The organism is Sphingosinicella microcystinivorans, from assembly GCF_027941835.1.
Classification (GTDB): Bacteria; Pseudomonadota; Alphaproteobacteria; order Sphingomonadales; family Sphingomonadaceae; genus Sphingosinicella.
In genome coordinates this window covers 1-14,216 of sequence record NZ_CP116005.1, presented here as the reverse complement: position 1 = coordinate 14,216, position 14,216 = coordinate 1, and the positions used below count along the sequence as shown (strand labels likewise).

10 protein-coding genes and 2 pseudogenes are annotated in these 14,216 nt (G+C 67.5%); 5 read left to right on the top strand and 7 right to left on the bottom strand.

Annotated features, from left to right (window positions below):
• Positions 1-3: 3 nt before the first annotated feature.
• Genes PE061_RS00060 through PE061_RS00035 form a run of 6 tightly spaced genes read right to left on the bottom strand, consistent with a single transcriptional unit; the run spans position 4 to position 7,582 of the window.
• Positions 4-825 (bottom strand): ABC transporter permease, encoded by an 822-nt coding sequence (locus tag PE061_RS00060; protein ID WP_271257212.1) that lies wholly within the window; start codon positions 823-825, stop codon positions 4-6.
• Entirely contained in the window at positions 825-1,829 is a 1,005-nt protein-coding gene (locus tag PE061_RS00055) for an ABC transporter permease (protein WP_271257211.1), read from the bottom strand. The genes PE061_RS00060 and PE061_RS00055 overlap by 1 nt, the downstream gene beginning before the upstream one ends.
• Positions 1,826-3,388: an ABC transporter substrate-binding protein gene (locus PE061_RS00050; RefSeq protein WP_271257210.1), complete on the bottom strand. Its 1,563-nt coding sequence runs from the start codon at positions 3,386-3,388 to the stop codon at positions 1,826-1,828. The genes PE061_RS00055 and PE061_RS00050 overlap by 4 nt, the downstream gene beginning before the upstream one ends.
• Entirely contained in the window at positions 3,385-3,840 is a 456-nt protein-coding gene (locus PE061_RS00045; protein ID WP_271257209.1) for a MaoC family dehydratase, read from the bottom strand. Before PE061_RS00045 ends, PE061_RS00050 begins: the two co-directional genes overlap by 4 nt.
• 35 nt (positions 3,841-3,875) lie before the next feature.
• Complete coding sequence (locus tag PE061_RS00040) at positions 3,876-5,609, bottom strand: CocE/NonD family hydrolase (RefSeq protein WP_271259266.1); 1,734 nt, start codon at positions 5,607-5,609, stop codon at positions 3,876-3,878.
• Positions 5,610-5,614: 5 nt separating this feature from the next.
• A complete protein-coding gene (locus PE061_RS00035) occupies positions 5,615-7,582 on the bottom strand; it encodes a serine hydrolase domain-containing protein (protein WP_271257208.1) in 1,968 nt (655 codons plus the stop codon).
• A 171-nt stretch (positions 7,583-7,753) separates the two neighbouring features.
• Between PE061_RS00035 and PE061_RS00030 the strand changes: the two genes are divergently transcribed.
• Positions 7,754-8,449 carry a TetR/AcrR family transcriptional regulator gene (locus tag PE061_RS00030; RefSeq protein ID WP_271257207.1) on the top strand — a complete coding sequence of 232 codons (696 nt, stop codon included), beginning with the start codon at positions 7,754-7,756 and terminating at the stop codon, positions 8,447-8,449.
• A gap of 18 nt (positions 8,450-8,467) precedes the next feature.
• Here PE061_RS00030 and PE061_RS00025 read toward each other — a convergent pair whose 3' ends face one another.
• Complete coding sequence (locus PE061_RS00025) at positions 8,468-10,426, bottom strand: TonB-dependent receptor (protein WP_271259265.1); 1,959 nt, start codon at positions 10,424-10,426, stop codon at positions 8,468-8,470.
• A gap of 124 nt (positions 10,427-10,550) precedes the next feature.
• Here PE061_RS00025 and istA point away from each other — a divergent pair.
• The 4 genes and pseudogenes from istA to istB all read left to right on the top strand — a co-directional run.
• Positions 10,551-11,669: pseudogene (gene istA, locus PE061_RS00020) on the top strand (IS21 family transposase); the annotation flags it as partial.
• A gap of 46 nt (positions 11,670-11,715) precedes the next feature.
• Positions 11,716-12,889 (top strand): IS3 family transposase gene (locus PE061_RS00015; protein ID WP_420794306.1). Its coding sequence is split into 2 segments (ribosomal slippage): positions 11,716-11,999 and positions 11,998-12,889, totalling 1,176 coding nucleotides; the frame shifts between segments, so codons are not numbered across the junction.
• A gap of 31 nt (positions 12,890-12,920) precedes the next feature.
• Positions 12,921-13,334: pseudogene (locus PE061_RS00010) on the top strand (IS21 family transposase); the annotation flags it as partial.
• Entirely contained in the window at positions 13,321-14,049 is a 729-nt protein-coding gene (gene istB, locus PE061_RS00005) for an IS21-like element helper ATPase IstB (protein ID WP_031304487.1), read from the top strand. The pseudogene PE061_RS00010 and the gene istB, both read left to right, overlap by 14 nt.
• Positions 14,050-14,216: the final 167 nt, after the last annotated feature.

Sequence of the window (14,216 nt, the reverse complement as noted above, 5' to 3'; positions counted from 1 at the left end):
GCGTCATCCCACCAGCGACCGCTTGCCGGCGCGGGGGTCGATACGGTCGCGAAGCCCGTCGCCGAGGAGGTTGAACGCCAGCACCGTGACGACGATGACGAGGCCCGGAAACAGCGAATACCACCATTGTTCGAGGATGTAGCGGCGGCCCGTGCCGACGAGCATCCCGAGCTCCGAGGCGGGCGGCTGCGCGCCGAGGCCGATGAAGCTGAGCGCGGCGACGGCGAGGATCGCGGCGCCGATGTGCAGCGTCATCACCACCAGCACCTGCGCGGCGAGATTGGGGATGATGTTGACGCGAAGCTGCCGCCAGAGGCCCGCGCCCATCACCGCCGATGCACGCACGAAATCCCGGTTCGCCAGCGCCAGCGCCTCGGCGCGCGAGACGCGCGCGTAATAGGGGATGCCGAGCAGGCCGAGCGCCAGCACGGCGTTCGGCAGGCTGGCGCCGAGCGCGGCGGTGAGCGCCATCGCGACGACGAGGCCGGGAAGCGCCATCGCCATGTCCATCAGGCGCATCAGCGCCGTGTCGACGAGGCCGCCGACGAAGCCGGACAGGCTGCCGATGAGGGTGCCCGCGACGCTCGCCATGACGACGATGGCGATCGCCGCCGCGAGCGACGCGCGCAGGCCCCAGAGGATACGCGCGAAGAGGTCGCGGCCGACTTCATCTGTTCCCGCCCAGTGGAGCGCCGAGGGCGGCAGCAGCCGCTGATCGAGCGCGATGGCGTTCGGGTCCGGCACCAGCCACGGCGCGAGCAGCGCGGCCAGCATGATGAGCGCGACGAGCGCGCCGCCGATCACGAGCGAGGGCGGGCGGCGCATCAGCCGATCTCCCGGATCGCGGGGTTGAGCACGCGGTAAAGGAGATCGACGCCCGTGTTGATGAGCACGTAGGCGACGGAGGCGATCACGGTGAATCCCATGATGACGGGGAAATCGAGCGCGAAGATCGCGCCGAGCACATAGGAGCCCGCGCCCGGCCAGACGAACACGGTCTCGACGACGACCGAGCCGAACAGCAGCGCCGCCGCCTCCAGCCCCAGCATGGTGACGACCGGGATCAGCGCGTTCCTCAGCGCATGGTTGAAGATGATCGTGCGGCGCGGCAGGCCGCTCGCGACGGCCGTGCGGATATAGTCCTCGTTCAGCACCTCGATCATCGAGGAGCGCACCACGCGGATGATGCCGCCCACCGAGGCGAACGCCAGCGTCAGCGCCGGAAGCGCGAGGTGCGCGAGCGCGTCCGCCAGCAGCGCGAGGTTTCCCGCGAACAGCGCGTCGAGCGTGTAGAACCCGGTGACGTGCGGCGGCGGGTCGAAGGCGACGCCGATGCGCCCGTCGCCCGGCAGCCAGCCGAGCACGCCGTAGAACAGCAGCAGCAGCATGAGCGCCAGCCAGAACGCCGGGATCGAGATCGAGGCCGAGGCCATGAGGCGCGCGGCGACGTCGAGCGGCGAGCCGCGATAGACGGCGGCGAGCGTGCCGACGAGGATGCCCGCCGTGATCGAAACGGCGAGCGCGGCGACGATGAGTTCGATGGTGGCGGGAAACACCTGCGCGAGATCGGTGGCGACCGGTCTGCCGGTGACGATCGAGGTGCCGAGATCGCCGCTCAGGAGATCGCCGAGATAGCGCGTGTATTGCGTGAGAAGCGGCCGGTCGAGGCCGAGGTCGGCGCGGATCTTCGCCACGGCTTCCGGCGTCGCGCGCGGCCCGGCGAGCATCTGCGCGGGATCGCCCGGAATCATGTGCGAAATCGCGAAGGTGATGACGGTGACGCCGAAGATCACTGCGACGAGACCAGCGAGGCGTTTCGCGATCGTCATGCCGCGGCGCTTTCCGCGCGGCGCGACATGGCGGCGGCGTTGTAGATGCCGGGCTGCCAGAAGCTGTAGTCGAAGCCTTCGATGTCGGCGCGGCAGGCGATGATGCCGTGCAGCGAGAACAGGTCGATCATCGGCTGGTCGGAAACGATGATGCGCTGCGCCTCGCGATAGAGCCGGATGCGTTCTGCCTGATCCATCGTCGCTTCCGCTGTGTTCAGCAGCCTGTCGACGGCGGGATTGGAATAGCGCGAGAGATTGAGCCCCTCACCGATGTTCGCGGAATTGTAGGCGAACTTCATGATCGGCCACGGGTCGGGGAAATCGGCGTACCAGGTGCTGATCGAAAGGTCGAAGTCGCCGCTGCGCACCTTGCTCATCGCCGAGGGCGCGAGCACTTCGAGCCGGAGGTCGATGCCGACCTTCGCAAGCTGGCTCTGGATGGCGAGCGCGACCGTGTCGCTCGCGGCGGAGGTCTGCGCGTAGGACAGGGTGAGTGCGAGGCCGGGCGCGATGCCCGCTTCGTCCAGCAGGCGGCGCGCTTCCGCCGGGTCGTAGGCGATGAGCGGGATCGACGCGTCCTGTCCCGGCACGCCGGCCGGCAGGACGCCGTGGATCATGGAGGCGCGCCCGCGCACGATGGTGCGCGCGATCCCCGCCGCGTCGACCGCGTGCGCCAGCGCGCGGCGCACGCGCACGTCGCTGAGCGGCTTCCTCCGGTTGTTGGGGACGAGCGCGATGACGAGCGGCATCGGCTGCGAGATCACGCGCACGCCCTCCATCGCGGCGAGCGGTTCCACGGCGTCCGGCGTCACCGATTCGTAGATGTCGATGTCGCCCTTGCGAAGCTGCGTGCGATAGGCCGATTCGTCCTTCACCACCTTGATGGCGACGCGCTCGAAATGGCGCGGCTTCACAGCCGCGAACGGGTTGGCCTTCAGCGTCACGCGCTGGCCGCGCAGCCAGCCGGTGACGTGATAGGGGCCGCTGCCCGCCGTGTGTTCGGAAAGCCACGCACGCGCGAGATCGCCGTTCGTCTCGAAACGCATCACGCGCGGGTTGATGACGACCATCGGCGCGAGCGCGAGGATCAGCGGGAAGATCGGCATCGCTGCCGCCATGCGGAAGCGCACGCGGTGGGGGCCTTGCACCTCCACCGCTTCGAGCCCGCCGAGCGCCTGCGCGACGCCGCGCCCGATCTTCAGGCAGCGTTCGAACGAGAAGCGCACGGCGTCCGCCGTCACCTCGCTGCCGTCGTCGAAACGGTGTCCGGGCGAAAGGTCGAACACCCAGCTTCGCCCGTCGGCATCGAGCGTCCACGCCCGCGCGAGTTCGCCTTCCACGTCGCCGGTCGGCGCGCCGTCCTTCATCACGAAGCGCACGAGCTTTTCGTAGGCGAGCCCGATCGGCGCGAAATCGCCCGACATGGTGGTGATCGCCGGGTCCATCGTGCTGATGTCGCCGGGCTTGCCGATCACCAGCGTCGGCGATTGGCTGCCTGCGCGTCCGCAACCGGCAAGCCACGCGAGCGCGCCCGCTGCAAGGACGTCGCGGCGCCTCATCCGTGCCGGACGACCATCGCCAGCCATTCGGCGACGAGCGCGGGTTTCGCCTCGCCCTCGATCTCCACTTCGACGTCGATCACGAACAGGAACTTGCCCTCGCCGCGATCCTGGAAATCGCGCAGGCGCATGTGGCCGCGAATGCGCCTTCCCACCGGCACCGGCGTGATCAGCCGCATGTGGTTGAAGCCGTAGTTGAGCGCATAATACGGTTCCGCCTCGCGCCCGAACGCGTCGATGAAGCCGATGTCGTGCGACATGGTGATGAGCATCGAGGTGGTCCAGAACCCCGCCGCCACCGTGCCGCCGAACGGCGTGTTCGCCTTCGCCCATTCGACATCGAGGTGCATCGGATCGTCGTCGAGCGTCGAGGCCGAGAACTGCGAGATCAGCGATTGCTCGACGTCGAACCAGCGCGACGTGCCCAGCGTTTCCCCGATCCTGTCTTTCATGCTCATTCCTGCAATTGCCCCGTTTCGTTGATGAGTCAGGCGGCGATCACCGGCAGGTCGATCCACGACCCGGCGGCATCTCCGCGATGAAGGGTGAAGGTCGGCGCCGGATTTCCCACCGCGCCGAACGTATCGGCGTCCGCGCCCGCGAGGCCGACGCGCAGGCGGAAGCCCGCCGGGATGCGGATCGCGATCGGCAGCAGGCGGATGTCGATCGCCATGATCTCGCCCGGCGTCACCGGCGCGGTGTCGGCGCGGGTGTAGCTGCGCGCGGGCTCGAGCTCGAACGGCGACGCGCCCGGCGGCAGCGTGCGGCGATGGAGCAAGCGAAGCCGGCCTTCGGTGAGCAGCGAGACGCGCCCGTCCGGCGCGATCATTTCGAGATAGGCATGGAGCGCCGCGTCCGTGCTGTCGCAGGCGAGCGCCAGATGCAGGACGGGTGCGCCGACGATCTCCAGCGCCTCGGCGAGCGGCGCGCTGTCGTGGACGAGCAGGCGCGCGTCCGCCGCGCTGCGGTCGTCGTGATCGACGGGCATACAGTTGATCTGCGTCCACCAGCGGTTGCGCGTGCCGGTGCAGGCGGCGGGGTCCGGCGCCCATTCGGCGGGCGCGGAGGGGAGGGCATCCCGGACAAGGCCGCCGTCCGCGAAATGATAGCGCAGCGGCGCGATGCCCGCAGGCGGCCAGACGTCCGTGCTGCGCCAGACGTTGCTGCCGAGCACGTAATAGTCGAGCCGCTTTCCCTCCGGCGGCGCGTCCGCGAAATCGAGGATGTCGTCGAAATTCTCCTCGAGCGGGATCGGCGCGGGTTCCACGTCGATCGCGAACGGGTCCTGCACCCAGCGGCGGCCGTGGCTCCACGGGCCGATGATGACGCGCATGGGATTTGAGAAGCTGCGGAACAGTTCGATCGCGCCTTCGGCCGTGCCCGCGTCGAACCAGCCCGCCCAATAGGCGATGGGCGTGCCGGAGTCCTCGATGGCGGCCTTGTGGCTGCGGATGCTGTAGCGGTCCGGGTCGAGCACGGCGTCGATGCGGCGGCCCGCGTTCAGCCGCGCGGCGTCGTCCATGCAGACGATGCTGCGGACGGTGGCGGCGATGTTGAAATTGTCGGCGTGTTCGCGGACCGCGTCCGCCAGCGGTACGCCGCCCACCGGCGCAGGGCCGCGCACGTGGCGCAGGAACGATGCCTTGTCGATGCCCGGCATCGCCTCGGCGAGCGCCTTCACGTCGGCGCTGTCCTGCGCGGCGGTGACGCGCGCCCAGTTGTCGCCCAGCCACAGGTTGGGAATGCCGCCGGGCAGCAGGTTGTGGCGGTAGAGATCGAAATCCGCGAACTGCGGCAGGATCGCGGCGAGCGCCGGATGTCCCTTCGTCGCCGCGAGGAAGGCGGTGTTGCCGCCGTAGGAATAGCCGAACGTGGCGATCCTGCCGCTCGACCACGGCTGCGCTGCGATCCAGTCCATCACCGGCCCGAAATCGTCGCGCTCCTCGTCCGACCACTCGGTGCGGCGCGTTCCGAACGATGCGCCCGAGCCCCGGCTGTCGACGTTGACGACCGTGACGCCGCGCGACGCGGCATGGCGCGCGAGCGCGTGGAGCGGTTGCAGCGTCTCGTCGCCTTCCGCGAGATCGAAGGCGCGCCAGTAGCGCGTGGAGAGCAGCAGCACCGGCTGGGCGTGATTTTCGGCGAGGCTGGCATCGCGCCACACGTCGACGGCAAGGCGAATACCGTCCGGCATGGGGACGTAGGCGGATGTGCGCTGCATCGTGTTCACGGCAGGTTCCAGCCGACGAGGTTCAGGGAAATCAGGAAGGCGAGGATGCCTGCTGCCGCGACGGCGATGAGGCTGAAATGCACGCGGCGGAAGATCGCCCGGCGCGTGTCGCCCCACCAGCCGCGCAGCCACGCCGCGATGGCGGCGGCGATCGTGAGAACGGCGACGAGCGCGGCGAGGTTGCCCGCGACGGCAAGGGCGACGAAGCGCCCCGGCCGCGCTTCGAGCACGTGGTACATGATCCCGTCGTCCGCCGCGTAGAAGCCGAGCAGCACCAGCGGCAGCGCAAGCAGCGTGCCGACCTGAAGCAGCGGCAGCCAGCGGGACAGGCGCTCGGCGCGGCGGCTTCCCGGCCAGAACAGGCAGAGGGTGCCGGTCAGCGCCACGAGCAGCAGCACCGGCAGCATCATGCCCGCGGTCAGCGGGTTCCACGTGTCGCTGCACCGTTCCCACGCATCCACCGACAGCAGCGGCGCCATGCCGGTCGTGCGGTCGCCCTCGGCGGTGAAGGCGAACAGCGCCGAGGCATTCGGATCGCCGAGCGCCTTGGGCGCGGCGGCGGGGTTGAAGAACACGCCCGACGCGACCTGACGGTAGCCGGGCACGCCCCGGATCGTGAGCGTGCCGTCCGCGCCCGCCGCCGCCTTGATGACGGCATAGCCCGCGCCGAGGAAATCGAACGCCGCCTCCACGGTGCTGTAGGAGCGGCGCTGGCGGCAATAGGTTCCGGCGAAGTCGCTCGCCGGGCGCGTCACCGGGGCTTCCGCCGAACGGTAGGCGCCGAGGAAGCGCGTCAGCGCGGCCTCGCGGATGTAGGAGGAATTCAGCACCGGCTCGACCGGGTTCGCCGGGTCCGCGGCGAGGCGCGTCTTGCCGACGAGCGAGCGAAGCTGCTCGGTGAGATCGACGACCGGCGCCTCGCCGACAATCGAGGCGAACACGCCGACGCCGCGCTCGGGGATCAGCAGCATCACCGTCTGGAAGCCCGGCCAGCCGCCGCCGTGCTCGACGACATGCGCGCCATTCCACGCGCCCTCGATGAACACCATGCCGAACCCGGTCGTCGCCGGGTGGTTGGCGACGTGCCGCGTCTGCATCCGCCGGAAGCCCTCCGGCGACAGGATCGAGGCTTTCCCCTGCGCGCCCTCGATCTGCGCGGTCATGAAGCGCGCCATGTCGAGCCCCGTGGTGCTGACGCCGCCCGCGGGCGCGATGAACGGGTTCATCGGCACGTAGCCGATCGCCTGCTGCGCGCCGTTCGGGAACGTCGCGTAGGGCCGGGCGTGCGCGGGGAAGGGGGAGAGATCGAAATTGAGGTACGACCGCTCCATGCCGAGCGGCCGGAAGATATGCACCTCGAAATAGCGGTCGATCGGCTCGCCCGAAACGTCCTCGACGATGAGGCCGAGCACGGCGGTGCCGAAGTTCGAATAGACGGACCACGTGCCGGGCGCGCGCACCAGCTTCGGCATCGCGCGGGCGATGACCTCGGCGCTCACCGGGTGCGCGATGGCGCGGTCCGTGCCGAGCCCGAACGCCTTGTCCTCGAAACCGGCGCGGTGCGTCAGCAGGTGCCGGATGGTGATCGGGCGGCCCTTCCAGTCGGGAAGCCGCACGCGTTTCAGGTACCGGTTCGCGGGGTCGTCCAGCGAGCGGATCAGGCCCTTTTCGTGAAGCTGGGCGATGGCGGTCGCGGTGATCACCTTGGTGGTGGAACCGATGCGGACTTCCGTCGCCGCCGGGTCCATCGCGCGGCCCGTGGCGGGGTCGGCGAGGCCGTAGCCCTTGGCGAGCGCGACGGTGCCGTTCTCCACGACGACGATTTCCGCGCCCGAGAAGCGGTGCGTCTTCAGCGCGGGCTCGAACAGCGCGTCGGCCCAGGCCTCGAGCGGCTGCGGGGTGTCGGCGGACGCGGGCGCCGCGAGGAGCGCGACGAGGCAGGCGAGCCATTTCAGAACGCGCATCGGCACCGGACCCCCACCCTGAAGTTTCGATGAATTAATATTCAATGAGCACATATTCATCATTGCCGCCCTGTCAATCGAAATCGCCGGCGATGCAAGGTGCGCGATGAAATTCATTGAACTCGTGTTCAACCCTGACTAGCAAATCGTCGGCAATCCGGGGAGACGGTGATGACAGGGCGCAGCAAAACGCCGGCACGCAAGGCGCTGACGCGCAAGGAACAGGCGGTCGAAACGCGGGCGCGTCTGAAAGAGGCGACGATCCGCGTTCTGGGACGCATCGGCTACCGGCAGATGCGCATCGCCGACGTGACGCGCGAGGCGGGCGTCGCGGTCGGGCTGTTCTATCATTATTTCCCCGATCTCAAGGCCGTCACCAGCGAGGTGCTGTCCGACTACATGGCCGAGATGACCGCGAAGGCGCGTAAAGTGAGCCCGAGCGACGACCTGTTCGAAACGCTGCGCGAGCAATACAAGATCCTGATCGGCCATTTCGAGGAGCAGCCGGGGCTGATGCGCTGCATGTTGCAGGCCTCCGAGGAAATCCCCGAGTTCGGCGAGATCTGGAAAGCCTCCAACCGCCAGTGGACGCACAGCTTCGCGCGGCGGCTGTCCGAGGCGCTCGGCCCCGACCGGCTCGACCGCAAGACCAGCCTGCTCATGGCCTATTGCCTCGGCTCGATGTCGGACGGCGTCGTCCATGAATATTACGTGCAGCGGAATCCCGATCTCGCGGGCTGCGTGGATTCGCTGGACCAGCTTGCCGAGGCGCTGGCGACGCTCACCTACCGCGCCGTGTTCCTCGCCAATCCGCCGCGCGAAAAACTGGGCGCGGCGGCTGCAATCGCCGTCGCGCCCGCGAAATAAGGGTCATCAAAGAGACGTTCAGAACCGCTTGCTCGCGCTGATGCCGAACGTGCGCGGGCGATTGACGTTGATGCGCTGGTCGCCGAGCGTCGTGTCGACGAAAAGCTCGGCGCGCTTGTCGAAGATGTTGTTCACGAACAGGCTGATGTCGAGGTCGTTCGTCTCGACGCCGATCTTCGCGTTCGCAAGCTCGTAGCCGTGCTGGAGGTCGGGCGCGGGCACGTCGCTCGGGAAGCCGTTGTAGCTGCCGCCCACGTGCTGGACGTTCGCCTGCAGGTAGCCGGAAAGTGCGTCCGACAGCGGGAAGGCGTAGCGGCCGTAAAGGTCGTAGCTCCACTTCGGCACCGCCGGGATGCGGTCGCCCTTCAGGCCCGCGCCGCTCGCGCTGTCCGCGGCGAGATAGGCGTCGGTGTAGGCGAGCGTCGCGCCGAATTCGAGGCCGCCGACCGGGCGCAGCGTCAGTTCCACCTCCGCGCCCTTGCTCTTCGCCTTGTCGCCGTTCGTCACGTAGGAGAAACCGTCCGGCCGCGTCACCGTCACCTGGATGTCGGTCCAGTCGATGTAGAACAGGGAGGCGTTGAACGTGCCCTTGCCGCCGAGGAAGCCGGACTTGATGCCGACCTCGTAGTTCCACAGCGAATCCGAATCGAACGTCGCGGGCGCCGACACGCCGCCGAGCGGCGGAACGGTCGTGTTCGGGCCGCCGACGCGGAAGCCCTGCGCGGCCTGCGCGTAGACGAGAATGTCCGGCGTCGCCTTGTACGAGATGTTGATCTTCGGGTTGATCTTGCTCTCGCTCGAATTTCCGGAATCCGCGGAATAGCCGCCCGCGATGATGCCGTCCGAAACCTTGCTGAAGCGCTCCTTCACCTTGAAGGCGCGCAGGCCGCCGGTGATCTTCAGCGCCTCGCTCACGTTGACGGTGAGTTCGCCGAACGCCGCGTATTGCTTCGTCACGTTGTTGATGTCGCTGTCGAGGAGGGGCGTCGTCGTCGGGATGCCGAACAGGCCGCCGTGCCACGCGAGCTGGTAGAGCGAGTTCTTGCGCCGCGAATAATAGAGGCCCGCGATCCACTCGACCGTGCCGCCGCTCGGCGAGGCGAGGCGGATTTCCTGCACGAAGTTTTTGTCCGGCACGACGTTGTTCAGCCACACGGGCACCGGCACGCCGAGGAAGGCGGTCACGTCGCGGTTGTCGTTGATCTTGCGGTCGAGATAGCTCGTCGAGGAGATGAGGTCCGCCCAGCCGAAATCGTTGTGGAGCACGAGGCTGTAGACGGTGAGGTCGTCGCTGCGCAGTTCCGGCACCGCGCGGCGCTGCGTCAGGCCCGCGAGCGTCGGGTCGATCTCCTGCGTGCCGCCGAAGTCGGAGCGCTGGAGGAGGATGCTCGCGGTCGCATCGAACGTCTCGCTCGGCGCCATCTTCAACGCGAAGCGCGCGCCCCACGTCTCGGCGTCGTTGACGTCGTTCCTGCCGAGCTGCGCGTTGTCGACGAAGCCGCCCTCGTTCCGGTAGTAGAAGACGGTGCGCATCGCCACCTTGTCGGCGGCGAGCGGCACGTTGATCATGCCATTGAGCGCAACGCTCTCGTCGCCGTGGCGGGTGGTGGAGAGCGATCCGCTCACCGAGGCCTCGATGCGGTCGAGCTTCGGCTTCGCGGTGATCATGCGGATCGTGCCGCCCATCGAGCCCGCGCCGTAGAGCGTGCCCTGCGGGCCGCGCAGCACCTCGATGCGCTCGACGTCGTAGAGGCGGAGGTCGGGCTCGTTGTTGGGGAAGCTGACCGGGGTCTCGTCGATGTAGACGCCGACCGGCGACTGGTGGTTCTGGTCGACGCCGGTGGAGACGCCGCGCAGCGTGATCTTGTTGCGGCCCGAGCCGCGATCCACGAACGACAGGCCGGGGACGCTGCGGGCGTAATCGGTGAAGCCGTCGAAACCGCGCTTCTCGATCTGCTCGGCGGTGAGCGCGGAGATGCTGAGCGGTGAGGATCAGCGTGCAATAGGCACCCCCTTCGTGGGGTGATCGGCGTGCAAAAAGGACCCCTTCATCCCGGGGATTTAGTCGGCCGACTGGTTTTGATCAGTTGGCGAGAACGGGATGTTGATCGTGGAGACAGTGGTTCGGATTCGGCGTGAGCATGCAGCGGGTAAGGCGATCAAGGCGATCGCTCGTGACCTTCGTTTGTCGCGGAAGGTCGTCCGCAAAGCGATCCGGTCGCCGGAGGCGGCGTTCAACTATCAGCGCAAAGTCCAGCCGCTGCCGCGGATCGGTCCTTATCAGGATCGTCTCGATGCGCTGCTTGAGGAGAACGAAGGTCGCGGCCGCCGCGATCGGCTACGGATGACGCGTATCCATGACCTGCTGGTGCGCGAGGGGTTCGATGGATCCTATGATGCGGTGCGCCGCTATGCGGCGCGCTGGCGTGCTGCGCGGCGGAAGGATGCTGGCGAAGGCGCACCGGCGTTCATCCCGATGACCTTCCAGCCGGGTGAGGCCTACCAGTTCGACTGGAGCCACGAGGATGTGGAGATCGCCGGCAAGCCGATGCGGGTGAAGGTGGCGCATATGCGTCTCTGCGACTCGCGCGCACCCTATGTCCGAGCCTATCCGCGCGAGGGCCAGGAGATGCTGTTCGATGCCCATGCCCGGGCGTTCGCGTTCTTCGGCGGTGTGCCGCGACGCGGTATCTACGATAATATGAAGACGGCGGTGACGGCCGTGTTCACCGGCAAGGAGCGTGTGTTCAACCGCCGCTTCCTGATCATGACCGATCATTACATGGTCGAGCCGACCGCCTGCTCGCCGGCGGCGGGATGGGAGAAGGGCCAGGTCGAGCAGCAGGTCCAGACGATCCGAGGCCGCTTCTTCCAGCCGCGACTCCGGTTCGCCAGCCTGGCCGAGCTCAACGGGTGGCTGGAGGCCGAGTGCCGGCGCTGGGCCGAGCATCATGCCCATCCCGAACGCGGGGATATTACCGTCGCCGAGGCGCTGGATATGGAGCGACCGGCCCTGCAGCCGATCCTGGCACCGTTCGACGGCTTCCATGAGAGCGAGCATGCCGTCACCGGCACCTGCCTCATCAGCTTCGATCGCAACCGCTACTCGGTCATGTCGACGGCCGCACGCCGGACCGTTCAGGTGCGCTCCTATGCCGATCGCATCGTCATACGCTGCGGCGATGCGATCGTCGGGGAGCATGAGCTGATCTTCCCCCGGTTGCGCGGACACCGATGAAGGGCTCATTGGAGCCAGGAGGTGTAAGATGGCAAAGGTTGGGAAGCGATATTTCACGGACGAGTTCAAGCGCGAGGCGGTGACGCTATGGGAGACGAGCGGTCGGATGCAGGCCGACGTTGCGCGTGAGTTGGGTATCATGCCGACGATGTTGAGGCGCTGGCAACGGGCACTGGAGATCAAGGGGACAGTGCCTGCGGCGAAGCCGCTATCATCGTCGATGGCGTCGCCGGCGGATCAGGCGTCGGAGATTGCCAGGCTACGCCGCGAGCTCGATCGCACGCGCATGGAGCGCGACATTCTAAAAAAGCGGTCGGCATTTGCGCGGAGATGCCACGGTGAAGTTCCAGTTCATCCGCGCCCATGCTGGCCCCTGGCCGGTCAGCGTCATGTGCCGCATGCTCGGTGTGTCGCGCAGCGGCTATTACGATTGGCGCGATCGACCGCCGAGTATGCGCATGACGGAGAACGCCGTGTTGCTCGCCGATATCCGCCGGATCCAGGCGCGGCATTCCGGGCGATACGGCAGTCCCCGGATGCATGCCGCGCTGCGCGCGGAAGGGCGCGGCTGCAGCCGCGGTCGTGTCGAGCGGCTGATGCGCCGTCACGGCATTCGTGCGCTTGCCGGTCGCCGCTTTCGGCCCTCGACGACCGACAGCCGCCATTACCTGCCGATCGCGCCGAACCTGCTAGCGCAGCGCTTCGAAGCAACGGCGCCGAACCGCGTGTGGCTGGCCGATATCAGCTATATCCCGACCGGCGAAGGCTGGCTGTATCTGGCGGCCGTGCTCGATCTGGCGACGCGCAAGATCGTGGGCTGGGCGATGCGGGATCACATGCGCACCGAACTGACGCTCGCTGCGTTGATGATGGCCGCCCAACGGCAGCGACCAGCACGCGGACTCGTGCATCACTCCGATCGCGGATCGCAATATGCCGCCGGGGCTTATGTCGATCAACTCACCGCGATCGGCGCGACCGCGTCGATGAGCCGCACCGGAAACTGTTACGACAACGCGCCGATGGAGAGCTTCTTTCATACGCTGAAGGTCGAACTGGTCCATCAATGCCGCTGGGCAACGCACGTCGAAGCCCGGCAGGCTCTGTTCGGATATATCGAAGGCTATTATAATCGGCATCGCATGCACTCGGCGCTCGGGTATCTCACCCCCGAACAGGCCGAGCAACGCATGACGGGCTAACCCTAGTGTCCGCACAACCGGAGGAAGATCAGAGCGCCACTTCGGTCGGAACCGCACGATATACGATCCCTGGCATTATCTGCCGGTCCTCGCGCACAAGCCCGGCGCGCTGCGTAACGGCGCACCGTTCCAGGACTGGGATCTGCCGCCCGCCCTGCACCGATTACGGCGAAGGCTCGGCACCGGGGACGAGGCCGATCGCAGGTTCGTGCGGGTCCTCTCGGCGGTGCTCACCGATGGCCTGGAGCCGGTAGAGGCTGCCGTGCGCGAAGCGTTGGCGAACGGAACGGCCAGCGACGAGCTGATCCTCAACATCCTCTCCCGGCGCCGCGAGCCGGCGACACCCCACAGCATCGTCACTTCGGAAGACCGGATGCTGCAGCATCCTCCGCTCGCCGACTGTGCCCGCTATGATCTGCTGCGAGGCTATGATGCAGCGGCATGATATGATCGACACGATGCGCGGCCTCGGACTCAAGGGCATGGCGGCGGCGTTCGACGAGGCGGTCACCACCGGCCTCCAGCGCAAGCGCACCACCATGGAGATACTGACCGACCTGCTCCGTGCTGAGGCGACCCACCGGGATGCAGCCTCCATCCGCTATCGGATGACGGCTGCGAGGCTGCCCGTGGTGAAGGACCTGGAGCGGTTCAGCTTCGAGGGCACACCGATCAATGAGGAGATGATCCGCTCCCTTCACGATGGCTCCTTCCTCCCGCCTCGCCGCAATATCGTGCTGGTCGGCGGCACGGGGACAGGCAAGACCCACCTCGCCATCGCGATCACCGCCAATGTCGTGCGAAGGGGCGCTCGCGCCCGCTACTTCAACACCGTCGATCTGGTGACACGCCTCGAAGAGGAGACCCGGATCGGCAAAGGCGGGACCCTGGCGGCGCAGCTGTCGCGGCTCGACCTGATCGTGCTCGACGAGCTCGGTTATCTGCCGTTCGCCCGCTCGGGAGGGCAGTTGCTGTTCCACCTCATCAGCAAGCTTTATGAGCGGACCAGCGTCATCATCACCACGAACCTCGCCTTCGGCGAATGGCCGACCGTGTTCGGCGATCCCAAGATGACCACGGCGCTGCTCGACCGCGTCACCCACCACTGCGATATCGTCGAGACGGGCAACGACAGCTGGCGCTTCAAAAACCGCAGCTGACAGCCACCTTCGGCGCCTTCAAAATCTATCTTGCGCTGCGCGCGCCTCCGGTCGGGCTACGCCCGCCCTCCGCCGCACGCAGCGCAAGGCCATCTTCAACAAACCAGCATCATATTATCCGAAAAGGGGTCCCTCTTCGACGCCGATCGGGGGTCCCTTTTGAACGC

Bases quoted from the DNA above. Each gene is read 5' to 3' on its own strand.
- PE061_RS00060 (WP_271257212.1), bottom strand. From the start codon at position 825: ATGCGCCGCCCGCCCTCGCTCGTGATCGGCGGCGCGCTCGTCGCGCTC.
- PE061_RS00055 (WP_271257211.1), bottom strand. From the start codon at position 1,829: ATGACGATCGCGAAACGCCTCGCTGGTCTCGTCGCAGTGATCTTCGGC.
- PE061_RS00050 (WP_271257210.1), bottom strand. From the start codon at position 3,388: ATGAGGCGCCGCGACGTCCTTGCAGCGGGCGCGCTCGCGTGGCTTGCC.
- PE061_RS00045 (WP_271257209.1), bottom strand. From the start codon at position 3,840: ATGAAAGACAGGATCGGGGAAACGCTGGGCACGTCGCGCTGGTTCGAC.
- PE061_RS00040 (WP_271259266.1), bottom strand. From the start codon at position 5,609: ATGCAGCGCACATCCGCCTACGTCCCCATGCCGGACGGTATTCGCCTT.
- PE061_RS00035 (WP_271257208.1), bottom strand. From the start codon at position 7,582: ATGCGCGTTCTGAAATGGCTCGCCTGCCTCGTCGCGCTCCTCGCGGCG.
- PE061_RS00030 (WP_271257207.1), top strand. From the start codon at position 7,754: ATGACAGGGCGCAGCAAAACGCCGGCACGCAAGGCGCTGACGCGCAAG.
- istB (WP_031304487.1), top strand. From the start codon at position 13,321: ATGCAGCGGCATGATATGATCGACACGATGCGCGGCCTCGGACTCAAG.